19 protein-coding genes are annotated in these 17693 nt (G+C 36.2%); 12 read left to right on the top strand and 7 right to left on the bottom strand.

Annotation, left to right across the window (positions count from 1 at the left end; all coding sequences use genetic code 11):
- The first annotated feature begins 11 nt into the window (after window positions 1-11).
- From AB1467_06165 to AB1467_06135, 7 genes are read left to right on the top strand one after another with little or no spacing between them, the layout of a single operon-like run.
- Entirely contained in the window at window positions 12-1187 is a 1176-nt protein-coding gene (locus AB1467_06165; GenBank protein ID MEW6295843.1) for a glycosyltransferase, read from the top strand.
- 36 nt (window positions 1188-1223) lie between these two features.
- Complete coding sequence (locus AB1467_06160; protein ID MEW6295842.1) at window positions 1224-2357, top strand: glycosyltransferase family 4 protein; 1134 nt, start codon at window positions 1224-1226, stop codon at window positions 2355-2357.
- Window positions 2354-3034 carry a class I SAM-dependent methyltransferase gene (locus AB1467_06155; protein MEW6295841.1) on the top strand — a complete coding sequence of 227 codons (681 nt, stop codon included), beginning with the start codon at window positions 2354-2356 and terminating at the stop codon, window positions 3032-3034. The genes AB1467_06160 and AB1467_06155 overlap by 4 nt, the downstream gene beginning before the upstream one ends.
- Window positions 3031-4116 carry a glycosyltransferase family 4 protein gene (locus AB1467_06150; protein MEW6295840.1) on the top strand — a complete coding sequence of 362 codons (1086 nt, stop codon included), beginning with the start codon at window positions 3031-3033 and terminating at the stop codon, window positions 4114-4116. The genes AB1467_06155 and AB1467_06150 overlap by 4 nt, the downstream gene beginning before the upstream one ends.
- On the top strand, window positions 4113-4847 hold the full coding sequence (locus tag AB1467_06145) for an SPASM domain-containing protein (GenBank protein MEW6295839.1): 735 nt from the start codon (window positions 4113-4115) through the stop codon (window positions 4845-4847). Before AB1467_06150 ends, AB1467_06145 begins: the two co-directional genes overlap by 4 nt.
- 58 nt (window positions 4848-4905) lie before the next feature.
- On the top strand, window positions 4906-6162 hold the full coding sequence (locus AB1467_06140) for a glycosyltransferase family 4 protein (GenBank protein ID MEW6295838.1): 1257 nt from the start codon (window positions 4906-4908) through the stop codon (window positions 6160-6162).
- Complete coding sequence (locus AB1467_06135) at window positions 6131-6928, top strand: class I SAM-dependent methyltransferase (GenBank protein ID MEW6295837.1); 798 nt, start codon at window positions 6131-6133, stop codon at window positions 6926-6928. The genes AB1467_06140 and AB1467_06135 overlap by 32 nt, the downstream gene beginning before the upstream one ends.
- Here the strand turns inward: AB1467_06135 and AB1467_06130 are convergent.
- Window positions 6841-7335 (bottom strand): methyltransferase domain-containing protein, encoded by a 495-nt coding sequence (locus tag AB1467_06130; protein ID MEW6295836.1) that lies wholly within the window; start codon window positions 7333-7335, stop codon window positions 6841-6843. The two genes, AB1467_06135 and AB1467_06130, sit on opposite strands and share 88 nt — an antisense overlap.
- Before the next feature lie 55 nt (window positions 7336-7390).
- On the opposite strand from AB1467_06130, the gene AB1467_06125 reads away from it, so the two are divergent.
- Entirely contained in the window at window positions 7391-8176 is a 786-nt protein-coding gene (locus AB1467_06125; protein ID MEW6295835.1) for a glycosyltransferase family 2 protein, read from the top strand.
- On the opposite strand, the gene AB1467_06120 is transcribed toward AB1467_06125, so the two are convergent.
- The 3 genes from AB1467_06120 to AB1467_06110 are packed head-to-tail and all read right to left on the bottom strand — an operon-like array spanning window position 8153 to window position 10886.
- A complete protein-coding gene (locus tag AB1467_06120; protein ID MEW6295834.1) occupies window positions 8153-9313 on the bottom strand; it encodes a glycosyltransferase family 4 protein in 1161 nt (386 codons plus the stop codon). The two genes, AB1467_06125 and AB1467_06120, sit on opposite strands and share 24 nt — an antisense overlap.
- Window positions 9314-9354: 41 nt before the next feature.
- Window positions 9355-10152, bottom strand: coding sequence for an ABC transporter permease (locus AB1467_06115; protein MEW6295833.1), 798 nt, complete (start codon window positions 10150-10152; stop codon window positions 9355-9357).
- Window positions 10152-10886: an ABC transporter ATP-binding protein gene (locus AB1467_06110; protein MEW6295832.1), complete on the bottom strand. Its 735-nt coding sequence runs from the start codon at window positions 10884-10886 to the stop codon at window positions 10152-10154. Before AB1467_06110 ends, AB1467_06115 begins: the two co-directional genes overlap by 1 nt.
- Window positions 10887-10977: 91 nt before the next feature.
- Here AB1467_06110 and AB1467_06105 point away from each other — a divergent pair, with 91 nt between their 5' ends.
- The 4 genes from AB1467_06105 to AB1467_06090 are packed head-to-tail and all read left to right on the top strand — an operon-like array spanning window position 10978 to window position 13809.
- Window positions 10978-12117: a DPM/DPG synthase family glycosyltransferase gene (locus AB1467_06105; GenBank protein ID MEW6295831.1), complete on the top strand. Its 1140-nt coding sequence runs from the start codon at window positions 10978-10980 to the stop codon at window positions 12115-12117.
- A 5-nt stretch (window positions 12118-12122) separates the two neighbouring features.
- Window positions 12123-13196, top strand: a complete 1074-nt coding sequence (locus tag AB1467_06100) for a glycosyltransferase family 4 protein (GenBank protein ID MEW6295830.1) — start codon at window positions 12123-12125, stop codon at window positions 13194-13196.
- On the top strand, window positions 13193-13375 hold the full coding sequence (locus AB1467_06095) for a Trm112 family protein (GenBank protein MEW6295829.1): 183 nt from the start codon (window positions 13193-13195) through the stop codon (window positions 13373-13375). The genes AB1467_06100 and AB1467_06095 overlap by 4 nt, the downstream gene beginning before the upstream one ends.
- 14 nt (window positions 13376-13389) lie before the next feature.
- Window positions 13390-13809, top strand: coding sequence for a secondary thiamine-phosphate synthase enzyme YjbQ (locus tag AB1467_06090; GenBank protein ID MEW6295828.1), 420 nt, complete (start codon window positions 13390-13392; stop codon window positions 13807-13809).
- On the opposite strand, the gene AB1467_06085 is transcribed toward AB1467_06090, so the two are convergent.
- Genes AB1467_06085 through AB1467_06075 form a run of 3 tightly spaced genes read right to left on the bottom strand, consistent with a single transcriptional unit; the run spans window position 13791 to window position 17506 of the window.
- Window positions 13791-14762: a glycosyltransferase family 2 protein gene (locus AB1467_06085; GenBank protein MEW6295827.1), complete on the bottom strand. Its 972-nt coding sequence runs from the start codon at window positions 14760-14762 to the stop codon at window positions 13791-13793. The two genes, AB1467_06090 and AB1467_06085, sit on opposite strands and share 19 nt — an antisense overlap.
- Window positions 14759-16468, bottom strand: coding sequence for a hypothetical protein (locus tag AB1467_06080; GenBank protein MEW6295826.1), 1710 nt, complete (start codon window positions 16466-16468; stop codon window positions 14759-14761). Before AB1467_06080 ends, AB1467_06085 begins: the two co-directional genes overlap by 4 nt.
- Before the next feature lie 15 nt (window positions 16469-16483).
- Entirely contained in the window at window positions 16484-17506 is a 1023-nt protein-coding gene (locus AB1467_06075) for a hypothetical protein (protein MEW6295825.1), read from the bottom strand.
- Between the last annotated feature and the right edge of the window lie 187 nt (window positions 17507-17693).

Here is a 17693-nt window from a genome sequence, read left to right as displayed (position 1 = left end):
ATAGTGGTTGAATGAATTTATTGTTTCTTCTCGAGAGAGTGAACTTCAGTCTACTTCAAGGCGACTCCGTCTACTGCAAGAGATTTATTTACGGATTAAAAGAAGCAGGCAATCAAATTGAGTGCATTGCGCACGGCAAATTAAAAGGAATAAAAATGCACTCTCCGGGGTCTTTTAAATATTTCACTCAAATTAAAACAATTCCTGTAGCCAATCACCTGGTCAAAAAAAATGTTGATGCAATAATAAATCAGAAAAATTTTGATGCATTATTTGTCTGCAACCTCATTTGCACTGGAGACAACTTTTGGTACAGGCTTCCTCAGCCCTTCACATTAAAGGAATCAGCACACCTAAAGCATATTAGAATGAAGGCAAAAGAGAAAGGCATAAAGCTTTTTTACAGGATTGAAGGCATAACTGAAAGGAATTCTTTCCCTGCCTTTTTTGCTGGTTCCACAAAGGAAGCCCATTTAAATGAACTGAACAAATGCGATGGGATAGTCACCTTAAGCAAAGCCCAGGACAGGATATTGCAAGAAAAATATAATGTTAGCAATGAATTCCTTGCATTTCCCCCAAGCGTTGATACACAAAAATTTAGGAAAATTAAAAGAAATAATTTCATAAAACAAAAATATTATTTGCCTGAATTCTGTCTGCTTTATTTTAGTTCAACTGCAGACGGAAAAGAACTTGAAAGGTTTTTTGATGTTCTTGCATTGACCTCCAAGGAAGTTAATTTGATTATAAATTCAAACCCAACACCAAAATTGCTTTTGATTGCAGAAAAAAAGAAGGTTGCTGAAAGAGTAAAATTCATTGGAAAAATCCCTGATGGAGAGGTAATACCTTTAATGAGCTACTGCAAGGCTGGTGTCTACCTCAAAAAATTTAATCTGCCTTTGGGCGACGCAAGCTTTATGGTAAAGATCTCTGAATACATGGCTTCCGGGCTGCCAGTAATTGTTCCTGAAATGTCAGGACCAATCAAACAGGCAGGACGTGCTGGAATTGTTTTAAGTGAAGACAGTGAAGAAAATGCTCAAAAAATCAATTCACTGCTTTCAGAAAATTTCAGAAGGAAACTTTCAAATAAAGCTTGTGAGATCGCTGAAAAAGATTTTGATTTAAAGAAAAATTCGCTTAAATTAAACAGATTTATTAAGGGAATTGTTTTGAGGTGATTTTCAACGAAAATAGCTTATTTGATTAGAGAATCATTGAATGAGATTGTTTCGCCCTGCTATTTTGAGTTAGTCAATGAAATGAAAAGGCAAGGTCACGAGATAATTGTACTGAATGAGAATGGCTCTTTTGGAAATTTGAAAGCAATCAAGTGCACTCCGGCGCACGTGACAGATTATCCTTCAGGGGCATTCAATAAAATTTTATTCAGCGCCAAAGCAAGGCAAATAATTGAAAAGATGAATATAGACCTTATTTTTGGTTCATTCCCTGAATCCATTTGTTTTTTGGGCGACTTAAAGATACCTAAAATTGTCATGTTGCAAGATGACTTAAAAAAAAGGATTCAGTTCACGCCGTGGTTTGGCATGTTTAAAATAAAATATGGTTTTATTCCCTTGCCTGAGTACACTAAAATTGGCGTTAAAATCGATTACCTCTTTCAGTTGAATTCCCTTAAAAAGGCAGATGGAATTGTGTTTGTGAACAACGAATCAAAAAAAGAATTTAATGGTAAAACAAGGGCACTGGCAAAGGCAATTCCAAACGGAGTGAATTCAAAGCAATTTTCCTTGGATAAAAATACGCGAAAAGAAATAAAAAAAATAAAAAAGGTATTTCCCGGGCCAATTGTATTGTTCATGGCAAGGCTTGAACTTCAGAAAGCTCCCCTTGATTTTGTAAGGGCTGCAGGAAAAGTTCTTCAAAGGCACAAGGCTTTCTTCTTGATTGCAGGCAATGGTCCAATGAGAAAGGCAGTTGAAAAAGAGATTCATAAATTAAATTTAACTGAAAGAGTAAAAGTTCTTGGATGGAAGAAAGGCACAGAGAAAAAAGCACTACTTCATTCGTGCAGTATGTATGTTTTGTCTTCACTTTTTGACCCAATGCCTATTTCAGTGCTTGAGGCAATGGCGTGCTCTAAGCCTGTGATTGTTTCAAATGTGGGCGGCATTAAAGAGGCTGTAGACGAAAAAGTTGGAATTAAAATTCCTTCGGGCAACATTGAAAAATTGGTTGATGCAATAATTTTTATGCTTGAAAGCCCTGAAAAAGCAAAAGCAATGGGCATTAATGCAAAAAAGAAAATAGAAAGGTTTTACGACTGGAAGGCCATATCAAAAAAATATATTGAATTTTTTAATGAAGTGAGCTCAAAAAACGGGTGAATATTATTAAAGCACAAGAATTTCAGGGCAAAAGATATGAAAATTTAAGCCCTGACATGCTTTCAAATGAAAGGCTTAAAGTGGTTTTTGATTTAGTGAAGACAGAAAAGAAGGGCAGAATACTCGATGTAGGCTGCTTAGATGGAAGCTTTACATTAGAATTCAAAAAAGAGGGCTGGAATGCCTACGGCTGCGATATTTCAGATTCAATAAGGAAAGCCGAAAGAAAAGGCATTAAATGCAAAAAATTTGACTTTGAAGGCAGGTTTCCTTATCCAAACAATTTCTTTGATGGAGTAATAGTTGGAGATGTAATAGAACATATTTTTGACACAGAAAATTTCTTGAATGAATTGCACAGAATACTTAAGCCAAAAGGCTTCCTTGTAATCTCAACTCCAAACACTGCTTCACTGCCGAACAGAATACTTTTGCTGATGGGAAAAAAGCCATTGAATTTGGATTACACTAAAGGCGGGGGGCACATAAGAGCATACACAATGGAATTACTTGAAAAGCAGTTAAAGCAGAAAGGATTTAAGGTTGAAGAGAGAAAGGCAGACTTATTAAGGCTTTCAGATAAAATTGAAGTGGCTCCACTCTACTTTCTTGAAAAAATTCTTGCAAAAATCTTTCCAACGCTTTCCTTAAATCTTGTCTTGAAGGCGAGAAAATGAATTTATGTATTGTAAATGACCGTTTCCCGCCATTTTCTTCTGGGGGTGGCACAATGCTTGCCTACAATCTAGCAAAAGAATTATCAGAAAAGCACCATGTGACAGTTTTTACAATGGATTTAGGCAAAAAAATTAAAGAAGAAAAATTTGAAGTAAAAAGAATTAAATTAAATAATTCCCCTTCAAGTTCTGTGGGGTTTTTGGAATTTATTAAAAGAATTCCAAAAGAAATCGAAAGAAAAGAATTTGATGTAATTCATTCGTGTTCTGCTGGAATCTCTTTTTTCTTGCCAAAAAACAAATTGCTGATTACCTCTAATGGCAGTGCCTTAAGCGAATTAAAGACATTGTTAAAAGAAAAAAATTTTTATTTTTCATCAATAAAACGTTTGATTAATTCCTATTTCTTGGAATTGTATTCTTATCAAAGGGCAAAAAGAATAATTGCCATAAGTAAATCTACTGCAATTGAAATTGAGAAAGATTATTTTTTATCAAAAAAGCCAGAAGTAATTTACAACGGATTCAACAAAGACTTATTTAATTATTCAAGCAAAGACGAAGGCTACATTTTGTTTGTTGGAAGGCTAAGCCAAAGAAAAGGCACATTTAACTTACTGAAAGCAATCAAAGGAGCACAAGCAAGATTGCATATAATTGGAGACGGCGAACTAAAACAAAAGATAATTGAATTCACTAAAAAAAGCGATTTGCAAGAAAAAATTAAGTTGCTTGGATGGCTTCAAGGAAAAAAACTAGCAAGGCAATTCAAGGAATGCTCTTTCCTTGTTTGTCCTTCAACCTATGAACCCTTTCCTTTGGTTGTATTGGAGGCAATGGCCTGCGGTAAGGCAGTAATTGCAGCAAATGTATCTGGAATTCCTGAATTAATCCAGGACGGAAAAAACGGCTTACTATTCAATCCATTCAATGAGAATGAATTAAAGGAAAAAATAGTGTACTTACGTGATAATGCCGGTGAAAGAAAAAGGTTGGGTGGAAATGCCCTGAAAACAGCAAGGAGGTTTTCTTGGGGTAAGACAGCAAAAAATTACTTGAAAGTTTACAGGGAATTAAAATGAATTTGCTTATTGATTTCAATAAATTAAAAGCAAAAGTATTGCTTGGAGCCAACAGGTTACTCAAATACAGGACATTGGACATGTTTGATGCAGTGGAAATAGAGACAAACACAGAATGCAACAGGAAATGCCTTTACTGTCCAAACAGCCTCTACAGGAGAGGAAGACATTCAATGGAATTAAGGCTCTACAAGAAAATAATAGGTGAATTAAGCCGAATAAAATTCAATGGAAGGCTTTCACCCCACTTTTATAATGAGCCATTACTTGATGAAAGGCTTCCATTGCTCATAAATTATGCAAGAGAGAAATTGCCTGAAGCCTTTATTTGCATTTACACTAATGGAGACTTATTGGACAGAAAATTGTTTGATGAGCTCATTAAGTCAGGTGCAGACAATTTTTTTGTCACTCAACACGGCAAGGAATTAGGCAGTGGCTTGAAAAGATTAATGAATTCTCTAAATGAAAAAGAAAAGAAAAGGATTACTGTAAGGGTATTTGGCGACAAAGATACATTCACATTCAACAGAGGCGGCTTGCTGAAATTAGATTCCAAAAAATTTAATTTCTGTTCTTTTCCCTCAACTTCAATTGTAATAAACTGGAAGGGCGAGATCATCCTCTGCTGCAACGATTATTTCTGCAAGCATGTTTTAGGTGACCTGAAAAAAAATAAATTAATGGACATTTGGAAAAGTAAAAATTACAAAAAATTAGGGGAGGCATAAGGAAAGGCTTATTCAACCTTGAAATCTGCAGGCTTTGCTCTGGGAAGATTGAAAAAAGATGAAGATATTATTAGTAACACCTGTTTTTCCTCCTGCTATTGGAGGCATTGAACAGCACGTATTCAATTTAGCCAAGGAATTAAAAGCAAAAGGGATACATGCAGATGTTCTGACTACAGAAGTCGGCTTAAAAAAATTCAGGGAAAAACAAGAAATTAATGGAATAAATATTTTCCGAGTAAAAGCAGGACTAAAAGATAACAGTGACCTTGCACTGAAAGGAAGCATGATGATTTGGCCTTTAACAAAAAAGCTTTTCCAGTTAATGGAAAAAGAAAACTATGATTTACTGCATGCCCACTGTCCGTTCACTCTAGCTGCATGCATTCCAGCAAAATTCTTTTATGGAATACCAGCAATTACAACAATCCACGGCAATTGGATTAACTGCATTAAGGGGAGAAGATACTTTGAAGGCAGAGTATGCACAAAAAAAGATTATTCCAATGCAAAACGCTGCTCAAGATGCCTCAACCAAGGGACCACAAAAATCAAATTAAAGCAATACATATTGAGAAATTTGGCCGAGCAATGTGACGCCTTGATTGCTGTAAGCTCTGATGTAAAAAATTCAATTAAATTGAACAAAAAAGCTCGCATTAAAGTAATTCCAAACGTGAGTTCTAAAGCAAAAGACTTAAGCAAAATGGCTGCAAGGAAGGCTTTGAAGTGGAATGAAAAAAATAAGATAATTACATTCATAGGATCATTATTAGAGGAAAAGGGAGCAATGGTTTTACTGAAGGCAGCGAAACATATTCTAGACAAAAACAATGATGTTGAACTTCATTTAATTTACAATTTTTATGATATAGATTATTTGAAAAAAATAAAGCATTACGTTAATAAAGAAAAGATTTTAAATAAAGTGTATTTTCATTATAAGGTTCCCAATAAGGAAGTGAGAAGAAAATTCATTCCTGCAAGCGATTTAATTGTGCTGCCTTCTCTCTGGCCTGAACCCTGCAGCACCATTGTAACAGAAGCCATGAGTGCAAGCATTCCAATTCTTGCTTCAAGGATAGGGGGCTTCAAGGATTTAATTGAAGATAAAACAGATGGAATTCTGTTTAAGGCGGGCAATTCAATTGAATTAGCTGAAAAGATTAATTTATTGTTTGCTCACAGAAAAAAGTTACAAAAACTTAAAAAAAATTCAAAAAATAAATTTAATAGATTACTTAATTGGAATGTTGTTTCAAATAATATGATAAAAGTTTATAATGAAGAAACCAAAGGAAGGGAAAATAAATAATAATATTAATTCAGTCAAACTACTTGCAAGAAAAATTGACGGCTGGCTGAGCGACATAGAAGGTGAATTCCTTTACAATAAAGCAAAGGTCTGCACTGGGAAAGGCGTAATAGTGGAGATAGGGTCATGGAAGGGCAAATCTACAGTGTGGCTTGGTTTTGGGTCAAATCAGGGCACTAAAACAAAGGTTTATGCTATAGACCCGCACAATGCAGGCGCAGATCTAGACGTTTACGGCAAAGTGAATACTTTAAGTGAATTCAATAAAAACATTCAGAAGGCAAAATTGAATGGAATTGTAATACCTATTGTTAAAGAGTCAATGGAAGCAGTAAAAGGCTGGAATAAACCAATAGAGCTTCTTTTCGTTGACGGCAGCCATAAATATGAATTCGCAAAAAAGGATTTTTTAAGTTGGTCCAAGCATTTGATTGAAGGAGGCACGATAGCATTCCATGACACCTTAATGTTTGGAGGTCCAAGAAAAGTAATTAATGAAATTATTTTGGGCTCAAAAAAATTCAGGGAATTCAGATTGGTTGATTCAATTACAAGCGCAGAGAAGGTTGGCTCAATTACCTTGGCAGATAAATCAAAAAATTTTTATTTTATGGTAAGAAAGACAATTATTGGATTAAAGGTTAAGGCTTTATTCATCAAAAACCACCTTATGAAGAATTATTTTTTTCTGGCGTATTCTGCTGCACTTTTGTTTAATTCAATTCCTGTAACATTCCAGCCCTGCTCTCGCCAGCCAAGCAAATAGGTTCCTGTACCGCAACCTACGTCCAGTATACTGCCTTTCTGTTTTAATGCAATAAAGGTATGGTCAAATTCTTTGAGCAGGGCATAGAATGGATAATTGATTATTTTTCTTAATGAAAATCCTTCTTGTGAAAACAGCCTTAAAGCTTCTTGCTTTTTTCTGTAAACGAAAGAATTGAATGAACGCTTCAAGTTTGAGGGTTTTTCGCTGTAGGCATAATAATCTTTTGGGTAAAGCAAGGGAATGAATTTTTTCTTTGGTCTTGGATTCATGAAAACAAGGTCGCAGTTGCTGCATTTAACATAACTGAATCTTCCTTTTATTCCGCTGTTTATGTCTTTTGCTGAAAAAATTTTTTTGTAGTATTTAGAATCGCACAGCGGGCAATTTACTTCCTCTAATTCCATATAAAAATTTGTTTTGATTAGTCTTTTAAAGTAATCCAGCACAAGAATTCCTATTATGGAGCTTTCAATAATAATCCCAAATTACAATACAAAAGGTTACCTGGAGAAATGCCTTAATTCAATAAAAAAGAATGCCCCCTCGTGCTCTCACGAAGTAATTGTGGTTGATGATGCCTCAAGAGATAACAGCGTTGAAATGATTAAAAAAAAATTCAGGGAGGTTAAATTAATAACTAATGAAAAAAATTTGGGTTTCTCAAAGTCCTTGAACAAGGGCATAAAAGAAAGCAAAGGCAGTTTTGTTTTGTTTCTCAATTCTGATGCTTTGCTTCTGCCTCATTCAATTAATGGAATGATTTCTGCACTGAAATGCAACAGCAAGGCAGGAATTGCAGGCTGCAGGCTTTTGAACAAAGACAATTCAGTGCAATTCACTTTCGGTTATTTCCCTTTCTTCTCAACTTTTATTAAAAGGAATATTTTTGGTTTCAGGTTAAAGGAAAAAAATGAGCCTTTTGCTGTTGACTGGGTTTGCGCGGCATGCTTTTTAATAAAAAGAAAGACAATAAAAGAAATTGGCCTGTTTGATGAAGGCTTTGAGACCTACAATGAAGAGGTTGATTATTGTTATAGGGCGAAGAAGAAAGGCCTTCTTACCCTATATGTTCCAAGCGCTTCAATAATTCACTTTCAAGGCGGAGCCATAAACAAAAAAGGCTTTGAATACATTAAAGAAAACACTATTAAAAGCAATTACGTTTTCCTTAAAAAGCACAAAGGCATTCATGAAGCAGTAATTGCTGCAATTTATTTGAAATTAAAGTATTTGCTTGGCAAATAATTCTTCCCTTATAATTTTGTAGATTTTTTTTGTTGAATTTCTCCACTCATATTCTTTCAAGTTTTTTTTCTTTGCCTTAAAAATTTTCCTTGAAAGAATTTTTACTGCAGCCCTTGAAATTGTCTTGACTGAATTCGGCTTGATTATCTCAGCGTAGCCTTTAACTACATCAATTGAGCCTACAGCGCTTGTTGTGATCAAAGGCTTTCCCATGGCCATTGCCTCAAGGTTAATTATCCCGAATGGCTCATAGGTTGAAGGCACAGCAACCACGTCGGCTGCAGCAATGAATTCAGGCATTTTTTTGTGTTCAACAAAGCCTGCAAAAACAACTTTTTCTTTTAATTCTCTCTCTTCAACCAATTTTTTTATTTTTTCACAGTAAGGTTCAGCAGTATTTGCCCCTGCAACCAACAGTTTTGCGTTTGGAATTCTTTTAACTATTGAGGGCATTGCTTGGATTAAATACTGCAGGCCTTTCTGGGGCACCATGCGGCCTGCAAAAAGCATTACCCTGCTGCTTTTCAAGCCGTACTCCCCCCTGATTTTATTTCCACTAATTTTTGGATTGAATTCTTTGAGGTCAATCCCGTCAGGCACAACAAAAATCTTTTCAGGCTTTACACCGTAATAGCCTGCAATTTCTTTTTTCACTTTCCTTGAATCAGCAATTATAAATGAAGAATTCCTGTAGCATTTCCTGTCCATGCCGACAAAAAAAGGCATTGATATGGAGCGCAACAATTCATTCAAAGCATTTGTTTTGGGCCTGTGTACAATGTTACCTTTCACTGTCCCCCGCGCGTGGTACACAACAGGAGCTTTAAGTTCCTTGAATTCAACCAAGCCGAACTCATAGGATTGAGGGTAAAACAAATCAAATTTTTCTTTCCTGTTCAATTCATATACTTTTTTCCTTAAATTGAACGCAAAGGAAACCATGTTCAAGCCAGGTGCCTCTGAGTGCTTAATGTAATGCAGCCTGATATTCTTGTTATTAGGCTTTGAAGCCTTTCTCTGCCCGTGCAGTACAAGAACTTCATGGCCTAATTCAGCCAGATTTTCTGCAGTTTCTTTTACGCACAGGCCTTGGCCGTAATCTCTCTCATAAAAAAGGGAAACAATGCATATCTTCATGCTGATTAATTTATTCCAATGACCAGTATTTAAGGTTTAATTCAATAACCGTGCACTCCAAGCCTCTTCCAGGCAAACTTGAATACAGTAACAGCTATTATTGGCATTATCAATGCAAAACCAATCAAGTAAATCAATGAATCCCATAAGAGAACATTGTTGATCCATGCCACCCTAATGAAATTGACTGCATGATACACTGGATTAACCAAAATAATGAACTGGAACTCTTTTGGTACAATGCCTATAGGATAAATGAAACAGCTTATCAAAGACCAGCCAGCAAAGAAATAGTTGAACAAGGGATCGTAATTTTCATTGCTTAAGCCAATGCTTCCATTAATCAAGCCAACGCTCAAGCATAAGAGAAACATTAAAAGAAGAATTATTATAACAAGAACAAAAGTAATTAGTGTTGGAGAAATAAAAATGCTTGCTATGCCCAAAAAGAGAAACATTGTGGGGGTGAGTCTTAGCAGTTCGCTCAAGCCGGCTCCAATAATTATGGAAACATAATTTATCGGGGCAACAAATATTGCTTCAATAGTCTTCCAGTATTTTTCTTCCTTGAACCTAGCAGAAAAAGTTGTTACCCCTACAGCAAAAAAAGCATGTGCGAGTATTCCAAAAACAAGAAAGTTTATGTAATTATTTAAACCTATGTCGGCAAAGTTTTGAGCTCCACTGTAATGAAGGAACCCATAATATATAAGGAAAACCGGAATCATTCCAATCACAGGATTCACGAGGTTGGATAGGAAATAGCCCAACTTAAATCTTATCGCAAGCCTTAATTCCTTTACCATTATGGCAAAAACTTCAAGAACAAACTTTTTCATTATTTTTCCCCCAAAGAAGAGAACAATTCAATTATCTTGCCGAAATTTTCTTTTCTCTCCAAGGCAATAATTTTTCCTTCACTCATTAAAGCAATCCTGTCGCAGAGCTCCTGGGCTTCATCTAGGTAATGCGTTGTAAGAATCACAGTTTTTTTCATGTTCTTTATTTCCTCTCTTATTTTCTGTGAAATATTAGGATCCAAGCCTAAGGTAGGCTCATCCAAAAAAAGAATTTTAGGGTTATGGATCAAAGCCCTTGCAAGCGCAAGCTTTGACTTCATCCCAATAGAATAGTTTTCAACGTAATCAAAGAGTGATTCTTTTAATCCAAACAGATTGTTTAATTCAACAATCCTGTCCTCAAGCTTTTGCACTCCATACAATCTCCCGAAATACTTGAGGTTGTCATAGCCTGTAATCCTGTAATAAATCATTTCATAGCCCAGCATTAAGCCCATGTCCCTCTTTTTGCTGTCTACCGAACTTCCCTCAATTAAAATACTTCCATCTGTTGGAGAAAGTATGCCTGTAATTAATTTAATCAGGGTGGTTTTTCCTGCGCCGTTAGGCCCAAGCAATCCAAAGATTTCTCCTTCAAACACGTCCAGACCAATGTTGTTTACTGCAATGTTTGTCCTGTATTTTGGAAACAAAACATCCATGGAAGAATGAGGCCTTATCCTGCTGTGGAATTCCTTTACCACATTTTTTAATTCAATTATTGGCTTCTGCAATTTTTAACACTTTTAAACAATTCTTTAAATATTACGCTGATTTAATATTAAAATGAATCGCTGAAAAATTATTTTGGGGGTAAAATAATAAATGAAATTGTCTGTCGTAATCCCTGCCTTTAATGAAGAGAAAGCAATAGAGAAAACCCTGAAAGAAACCCTGACTGAAACAAAAAAAATAAAAGCAATTCTTCCATTAAGAGAAGCAGAAGTTATTGTGGTTGATGATGGAAGCACTGATTCAACAGCAGAAAAAGCAAAGAAATTCAGGGGCAAAGGCGTAAAAATTATTTCCCACAAAAAAAATTCCGGTTACGGCTCTGCACTCAAGACAGGCTTCTCTCATAGCAAGGGAGACATAATTGCATTTTATGATGCAGATGCAACATATCCAATAAACAGACTGCATGAATTAGTCCAGGTAATGCAGAAAAAGAATGCAGACATGGTGATAGGCTCAAGGCTCGGGAAAGGCACTAAAATGCCTAAGCAGAGGCTTTACGGAAACAAACTCTTTGTATTAATGCTGAAGCTTTTGGGTGGAGGGCAAGTACAAGACACTGCTTCTGGAATGCGGGTCTTCAAAAGAAAATTGATTCCAAAACTTGTTTCGCTTCCAGGCGGCTTGGAGTTCACGCCTGCAATGACCACAAAGGCAATCCATGAAGGCTGGAATATTTTATTTCAGGCAATTCCTTACAAGGGCAGGATTGGCTCCTCTAAACTAAGCAGTGTGGGCCACGGCCTCAAATTCTTTCTTTCAATCCTTGATATAACCAAATTATACAATCCTTTCAGGTTGTTCGGTGGCCTCGGAATAATTTTCATTGCAATAGGCCTCTCATTATTTCATCCCTTGATTTTCAATTCTGTGCCATTCATTGAATTCGGTTTAAGGAGAATTATTTTCATTATAGCATTCCTTTTGATTGGAGTCAACCTTATATTCTTCGGCTTTCTCGCAAACTTCATAGTGAAATTATTATATGACCAACTGCACACAGCAATAGCCTACAAGTGGGCTTACGATAGATTCCTCCTCACACGCTACATCGTAATTGGATTAATTCTATTCATTGCAGGCCTCTCAATAATTTTCTTCACAAGGCCTGGATTCCATTGGATTGTCCCAATAACAGGCCTGCTCTTCATCTCAATTGCAGTCCAATTGATTGTAAGCTCAATGATTGTGAGGATACTAAAAGAATTATACGAGAAAAGAGTCAAGTGACTGAAATGAAAATCACTTTTGTGAGTACAGGAACAGTAATTGACTGCTTTCCCCCAAAAGGAGGAGGCATTGAAGTATTAGAATTCGAATTAATCAAAGCACTCAAAAGAAGAGGCCATGAAAGCCAATTATTTGCATCTCACAGCTCAATTTCAAATTCAGTGAACATAGGATTCAACTGGATCAGAAATGAAAGGCTTCATACTTTAACTTCAATGCTGAACTGCCACACAAAAAAATCCCTTGTAAAAGGCCAAATAATTCACTGCCATTACGCCCTCACAGCAGTGCCTTTCCTCGGCTTAAGGCCTTTAGTGTACACAGAGCATAATTGGTACAACCTGCCAGGTATGGATTTTCATAGGACTTTCTTCACGCACTTATTTGATTCAGCCCAGAAAAAAGTCTATGATAAAGCAGACAGGATAATTGCATTGAGCTCTGAAATAAAAAAAATAATCCAATCCAAAGTCCGGGAGAAAGAGAAAGTTGAATTCATTCCAAACTTTGTGAACACAAAAATTTTTGCCCCAAAAAAAAAGATTCCAAACAGGATTCTCTTTGCTGGAAGGCTGGCAAAAGAAAAAGGCCTTGACCTCCTATTGAACGCATTGAAAGCAGAAAAAGATTATGAATTAATAATTGCAGGCGAAGGCCCTGAAAGAAAGGCCTTAGAGCAATTGGCTTCAAGAAACAAAATCAAAGCAAAATTCCTTGGCTTTGTGCCGCACAAGGAACTTCCCGCACTTTTCTCTTCTGCCTCAATTTTTGTCCTTCCGTCCTATTTCGAGGTAATGCCTGTAGTAATATTAGAGGCAATGGCTTCAGGTTGCGCTGTAATCGCCTCAGACGCCTTCGGCATAAGAGACCAGATAGACAATGAAAAAAACGGGCTAATATTCAGGAAAGGGAATGCAAGACAATTAAAGCAGAAAATTAAGGCGCTCCTCAAAGATGAAGGCAAAGCAAGAGAATTAGGCAGGAATGCAAGGCATAAGGCATTAAAGGAATTCGATGCACAAATAATTGCAGGGAAAATTGAATCATTGTACAGGGAAGTTCTGGAGGCAAGGAAATGAAGAAAGCAAAAAAAGAAAAACACAAAGAATTAAGCAAGGAATTATTGGAAGTATTAGCCTGCCCTGCATGCAAGTCAGACCTAAAATACTTGAAGGCACAAAACAAGCTCAAGTGCGTCAAATGCAAGCGCGAATACAAAATTGAAGACGGCATTCCAGTAATGCTTTTGGAAGATTAATTAAAGTGAAATAAATGAAGGTTTATTCTGATTCAATTAAGCTCCACACAAAAAAGGAATTGGAATTAACCAATATTTCAGACCAACTGGAAAAAATTCTCTCTAATTCAAAATTAAAAAAAGGCATTGCCTGCCTCTTTGCTGTGGGAAGCACCTGCGCCTTAACCACAATAGAATTTGAATCTGGCCTCCTCAAAGACTTCCCGAGCTTTCTTGAAAGAATTATTCCAAAAAAAGGGCATTATGAACATCAGCTTGCCTGGGAGGACGGCAATGGTCATAGTCATGTTCGCTCCTCCCTCCTTAAAACAGACCTTGTCATTCCATTTAATGAAGGAAGGCTTGCAACTGGCACCTGGCAGCAGATTACATTCATTGAATTGGATGTCAGGCCAAGGAACAGGGAAGTAATAGTTCAAATTTTAGGCGAGTAAATCAAAGCGTAAAGGAAAACAAAGCCTTTCACCAAAGAGAAAGCCAGCAACGCAAAGAAAGCGTAAAACATAATCAAAGCAAAATTGTTCTTGTATTGAACTCTTTTTCTCAAGGAAATAATTCTTACCTCGCCGAAAAGGCTTGGCAGGAAAAAAAATAGCAGGGAAAAAATGTTTTCCGTGGCAATTAGCGAAAGAACTGCAAGAAGCAGTGAGGCAATGAAGAGCACATAAAAGCCCACTGTCTGCCTCAGATTGTTTGGCGCATTAAAAACAAAACTGCTTAAATTTTCAATTACTGAATAAAAGTATTTTTTTATTACTGCTGCATCATAGAAAACGTAATAGAAGTTTGATTTTATTCTTTCAGTGAAATGATACGCTTGATGGAATGCTTTTGCTTCAACCTTCTTTAATTTAAGGCCTTTATTGAATGCCCTCCATGTTAATTCAGGGTCCTCGAAATTTCTTAGTTTCTCATTAAAGCCTTTCATTTCAAGAAACTTCTTCCTGTCGAACGCCACATTATATCCTTGAAATTTTGATGCCCCAATCGCAAAGCAGAAGAAATCAGATGAAATGCTTCCGTCACTTGTTCCGCAAACCTCTCCGCTCACTGCAAATAATTCTTTTTCTTCTTCAAAAGGCTCAACCAGTTTCTTGAGCCATCCCTTTTCCGCAGTAACATCGCTATCAAGGAATACTATTGTTTTCCCTCTTGCTTTTCTTGCCCCCGAATTCCTTGTATAGCTCCTGCCCTTATTCCTTTCATTGCGAACTATCTTAATTTTCTTTTTGTATCCCTCAAGAATCCTTCTGGTTCCATCAGTGCTTGCATCATCTACTACAATAACCTCAAAATCCTTTCCCTTCTGCGCCAGAACAGAATCCAATGTTCTTGCAATTGTTTTCTCTGCATTGAATGCAGGAATTATGACAGAAAAAGAAATCATTTTATTTCCTCTTCTTTTTCTTTTAAGCTTTCTTCATACATCTTTGATATGCCTTGTGCAATCCTATATTGGATTACATAGGTTTCGTTGCTAACAGTGTTTTTAATATCAGAGTTAATTTTATCGCAATTATTTTTTATTATTTCTAATTGCTTTGTTACCTCTTTTATGTAAGGTTCTTCTCTGTGTCTTATTTCTTGTTCAAATAGATTACATAACCCTTTTGTAAGGCTTAACCCAGTCAAAACAACTGCCGGCGTATCAGCTATTGCTGCTTCTTCTCTTAAACGATTTAAATAGAATCTTTTTTCTTTCTTGCTCATCAAATCATAAAATTTTATTAGGGCCATCACCCACAATTCAATTTGACGGGGTTCTATTTTTTTTGTCCAGCGCACTGAATTCAACATAGTTATAAGTGAATTGGTGCATTTATCTACGAGATTTGCTACACCCGCTTGGAATATTCTTGTTTGTTTTCTGCCAATCCTTGTTCTTCCCTTTGATTCTTCAACTTTTTTCAGCTTAATTTTCCCGTTCGAGGCCTTCTTTGACTCTTTTTCCAGCTGCGTGTTTGAGGGAATCAAGGAAACTTCTTTTTTTAGCTCGGGAAACCTATTTATTATTCTTTCAATTAATCCTTTCCTGTTATTGAATTCCATTGTTTTTGGGTTCCACGCCTTTTCTCCCACAACAGAAAAATTTATTTTCTGGTTTACTGGAATCCTGTAATATGAAAACAAAAGGTTTCTTTGACTTTTAATATAATGCCTCATCCTTCTTTTTTGCTCTTCATTCAAGCCACTCAGGTCATTATCAACATAATACTTTTTGAATAATTCAATTTTTTTTAGTCCGTAATCTGTCAGGAAGCCTTTTACTTCAGTGAATCTTGCACTAAAACCCTTTTCTTTTAATGGCTTGAATTCAATGAAATCCGGGTGATACGCAATTATAGCTCCATTGCGTGGGTCAATCATCGGAAAGCCTATTGGCTCGTAAATATAGGTTCTTCCTGCCTTCATCAGCATTTTGGCATATGCTGCCTCCCAGCTTGAACGCATTAATTCTGGAATGCCAGGATAATGCTTTAATTTTCCTGCAAAATTTGCGTTTTCAATGAATTTGATTTTATTGTCTAACTCAACTGCTTTCCTTATCTTTTCTCTTGTTTCTAGGGCAATTCTATTAAATGAAAGGTTTTGCCTTTCCAGTATTTTTCTCTTTAATCCCTCTTTTTCTTCTAAGGAGAGGTTCTCCCACCATTCAATTCTCGCCTGCGCTAACTGCCCTGACCTTGACATCTTTAATTCTTTTGGAAGTCTTTCCCAATAGTCTTTGGCTGCATCACTGAAAGTCCTGTGCCTTTCCATTAAATGAAACAATTCTTCTTTTGTTTTGGCGTTTTTGAATAAATCGATTGCATGAATGAATTGGTGTATTCCTGCTCTGCCGCCTTTGCTTCTGTATTCAATGAACATTTCTTTTGCGTCAAATTTTTTTCCTGAGTTGATTCTATTGAGGGCAATGTCAAGCAATGGAAAGAGGAGTTGCTTGCCCCAAGAAATATGCTTTGCTTTTTCTTTTGCTCTTCTTTTGCTCTGAAGCCTTGCAATGCGCCAGAATCTTTCTTTGAGTGCAGAATCAGTTATTTTAAGCTTGCCTCCAGCCTCTCTTGCAATTCCCCTTTGAATCAACGACGGCATTCAAATCATTTCTTTTCATGCATTTTTAGGCAATGCTAATCTATTTTTAATTTCTTCGTTTATTGCATTCAATCTTTTCTGTACTTCAGCATAGTATTTGAAAACTGCTTTAATGTCTCCCCTGTTTACTGCTTGAAGTATGTACCACATGTTTTTTCTTATTTGGATGTATTCAGGGTAGTAGAATCCTCTTGTTCTATGCCTGTAAATTCTTGTTGCTTTTTCATGCCTAAGCAATTGTTCTTCTCTGAACTCTTTTTCTCCTATCCTGCTCATTTCTTCAATCCATTCCTTTCTTAATTGAGGTCTTATTTTTGTGATGGCTTCTCTGATTTTTTTTGTGTATTCTTTCCTCAGAGATTCTGGGATTACAGTTTTTTCTTGCAGTTGATTTATGACATTATATTTTATGAGATTTAATGCTTGGCTGTTTGCATTTCTTGCATTCTCTAAGTCTTTTGCTCTTAGCAGGAACTCCCTTTCTCTCTCTATTCTCGTCATATCAATTAAGTTGATATTTCTCTCCTTTAAACCAATTACTGCTTTTTTAATGTAGTCTCTTGCTGTTCCAACCATGTTTTTGTTTAATGCTTCAATTGCTTTTTTTATTGAGTCTCTTGCCTCAGCCATTTTTTTATTATATTTATCGTCAATTTTTCCAATGCTTTTTATTTGTTTTTCCAAGACATTTGCGGCCTTTATTCGAATTTCTTTGTTGCTGTATAATTTAGGGGAAGTTATTCTTCGATCTAACAACAGTTTCTTGATTATTTGCCTGTTTCTCATTAATTCTTTTTCTATTTTTCCTTGAATATGCATTTCTCTAGTTACTGCTCTTTTGATTCCTAAAGTTTCAGACTTTCTTTTCTCGAATTTTTCTGGTTCAAGTGTCTTAGGCCAACGCCTTATCTTTACTGTGAGAGGAGTCTTCCAATATTCCATTCCCAATTCAGCCATTCCCCTGCTTGGAACAGCTTTTGTTCTAGGCAGCCTTCCAATGCCTACATGTCTTAGTTCAGTTGCGGGTTTTTTTGCCATATATTAAACCACTTTAAAAGAATTAGTTCAAGGCAGTATTTATTTCTTATTGAATGCAGGGGCTTTGGGACAAAAATCAGCTGTAAAGGTGTTTCATTGAGAAGTTGTGTAGTATTGCTCTTGTGAGTGCTGCTGTTATTCTCCTCACATTTATCTTTTGTCTTATTTGACCGAACTTTCTTTTGTC

The organism is Candidatus Diapherotrites archaeon (assembly GCA_040755695.1).
Taxonomy (GTDB): Archaea; Iainarchaeota; Iainarchaeia; order Iainarchaeales; family 1-14-0-10-31-34; genus JBFMAK01.
This window is presented reverse-complemented; position numbering and strand designations above follow the sequence as displayed.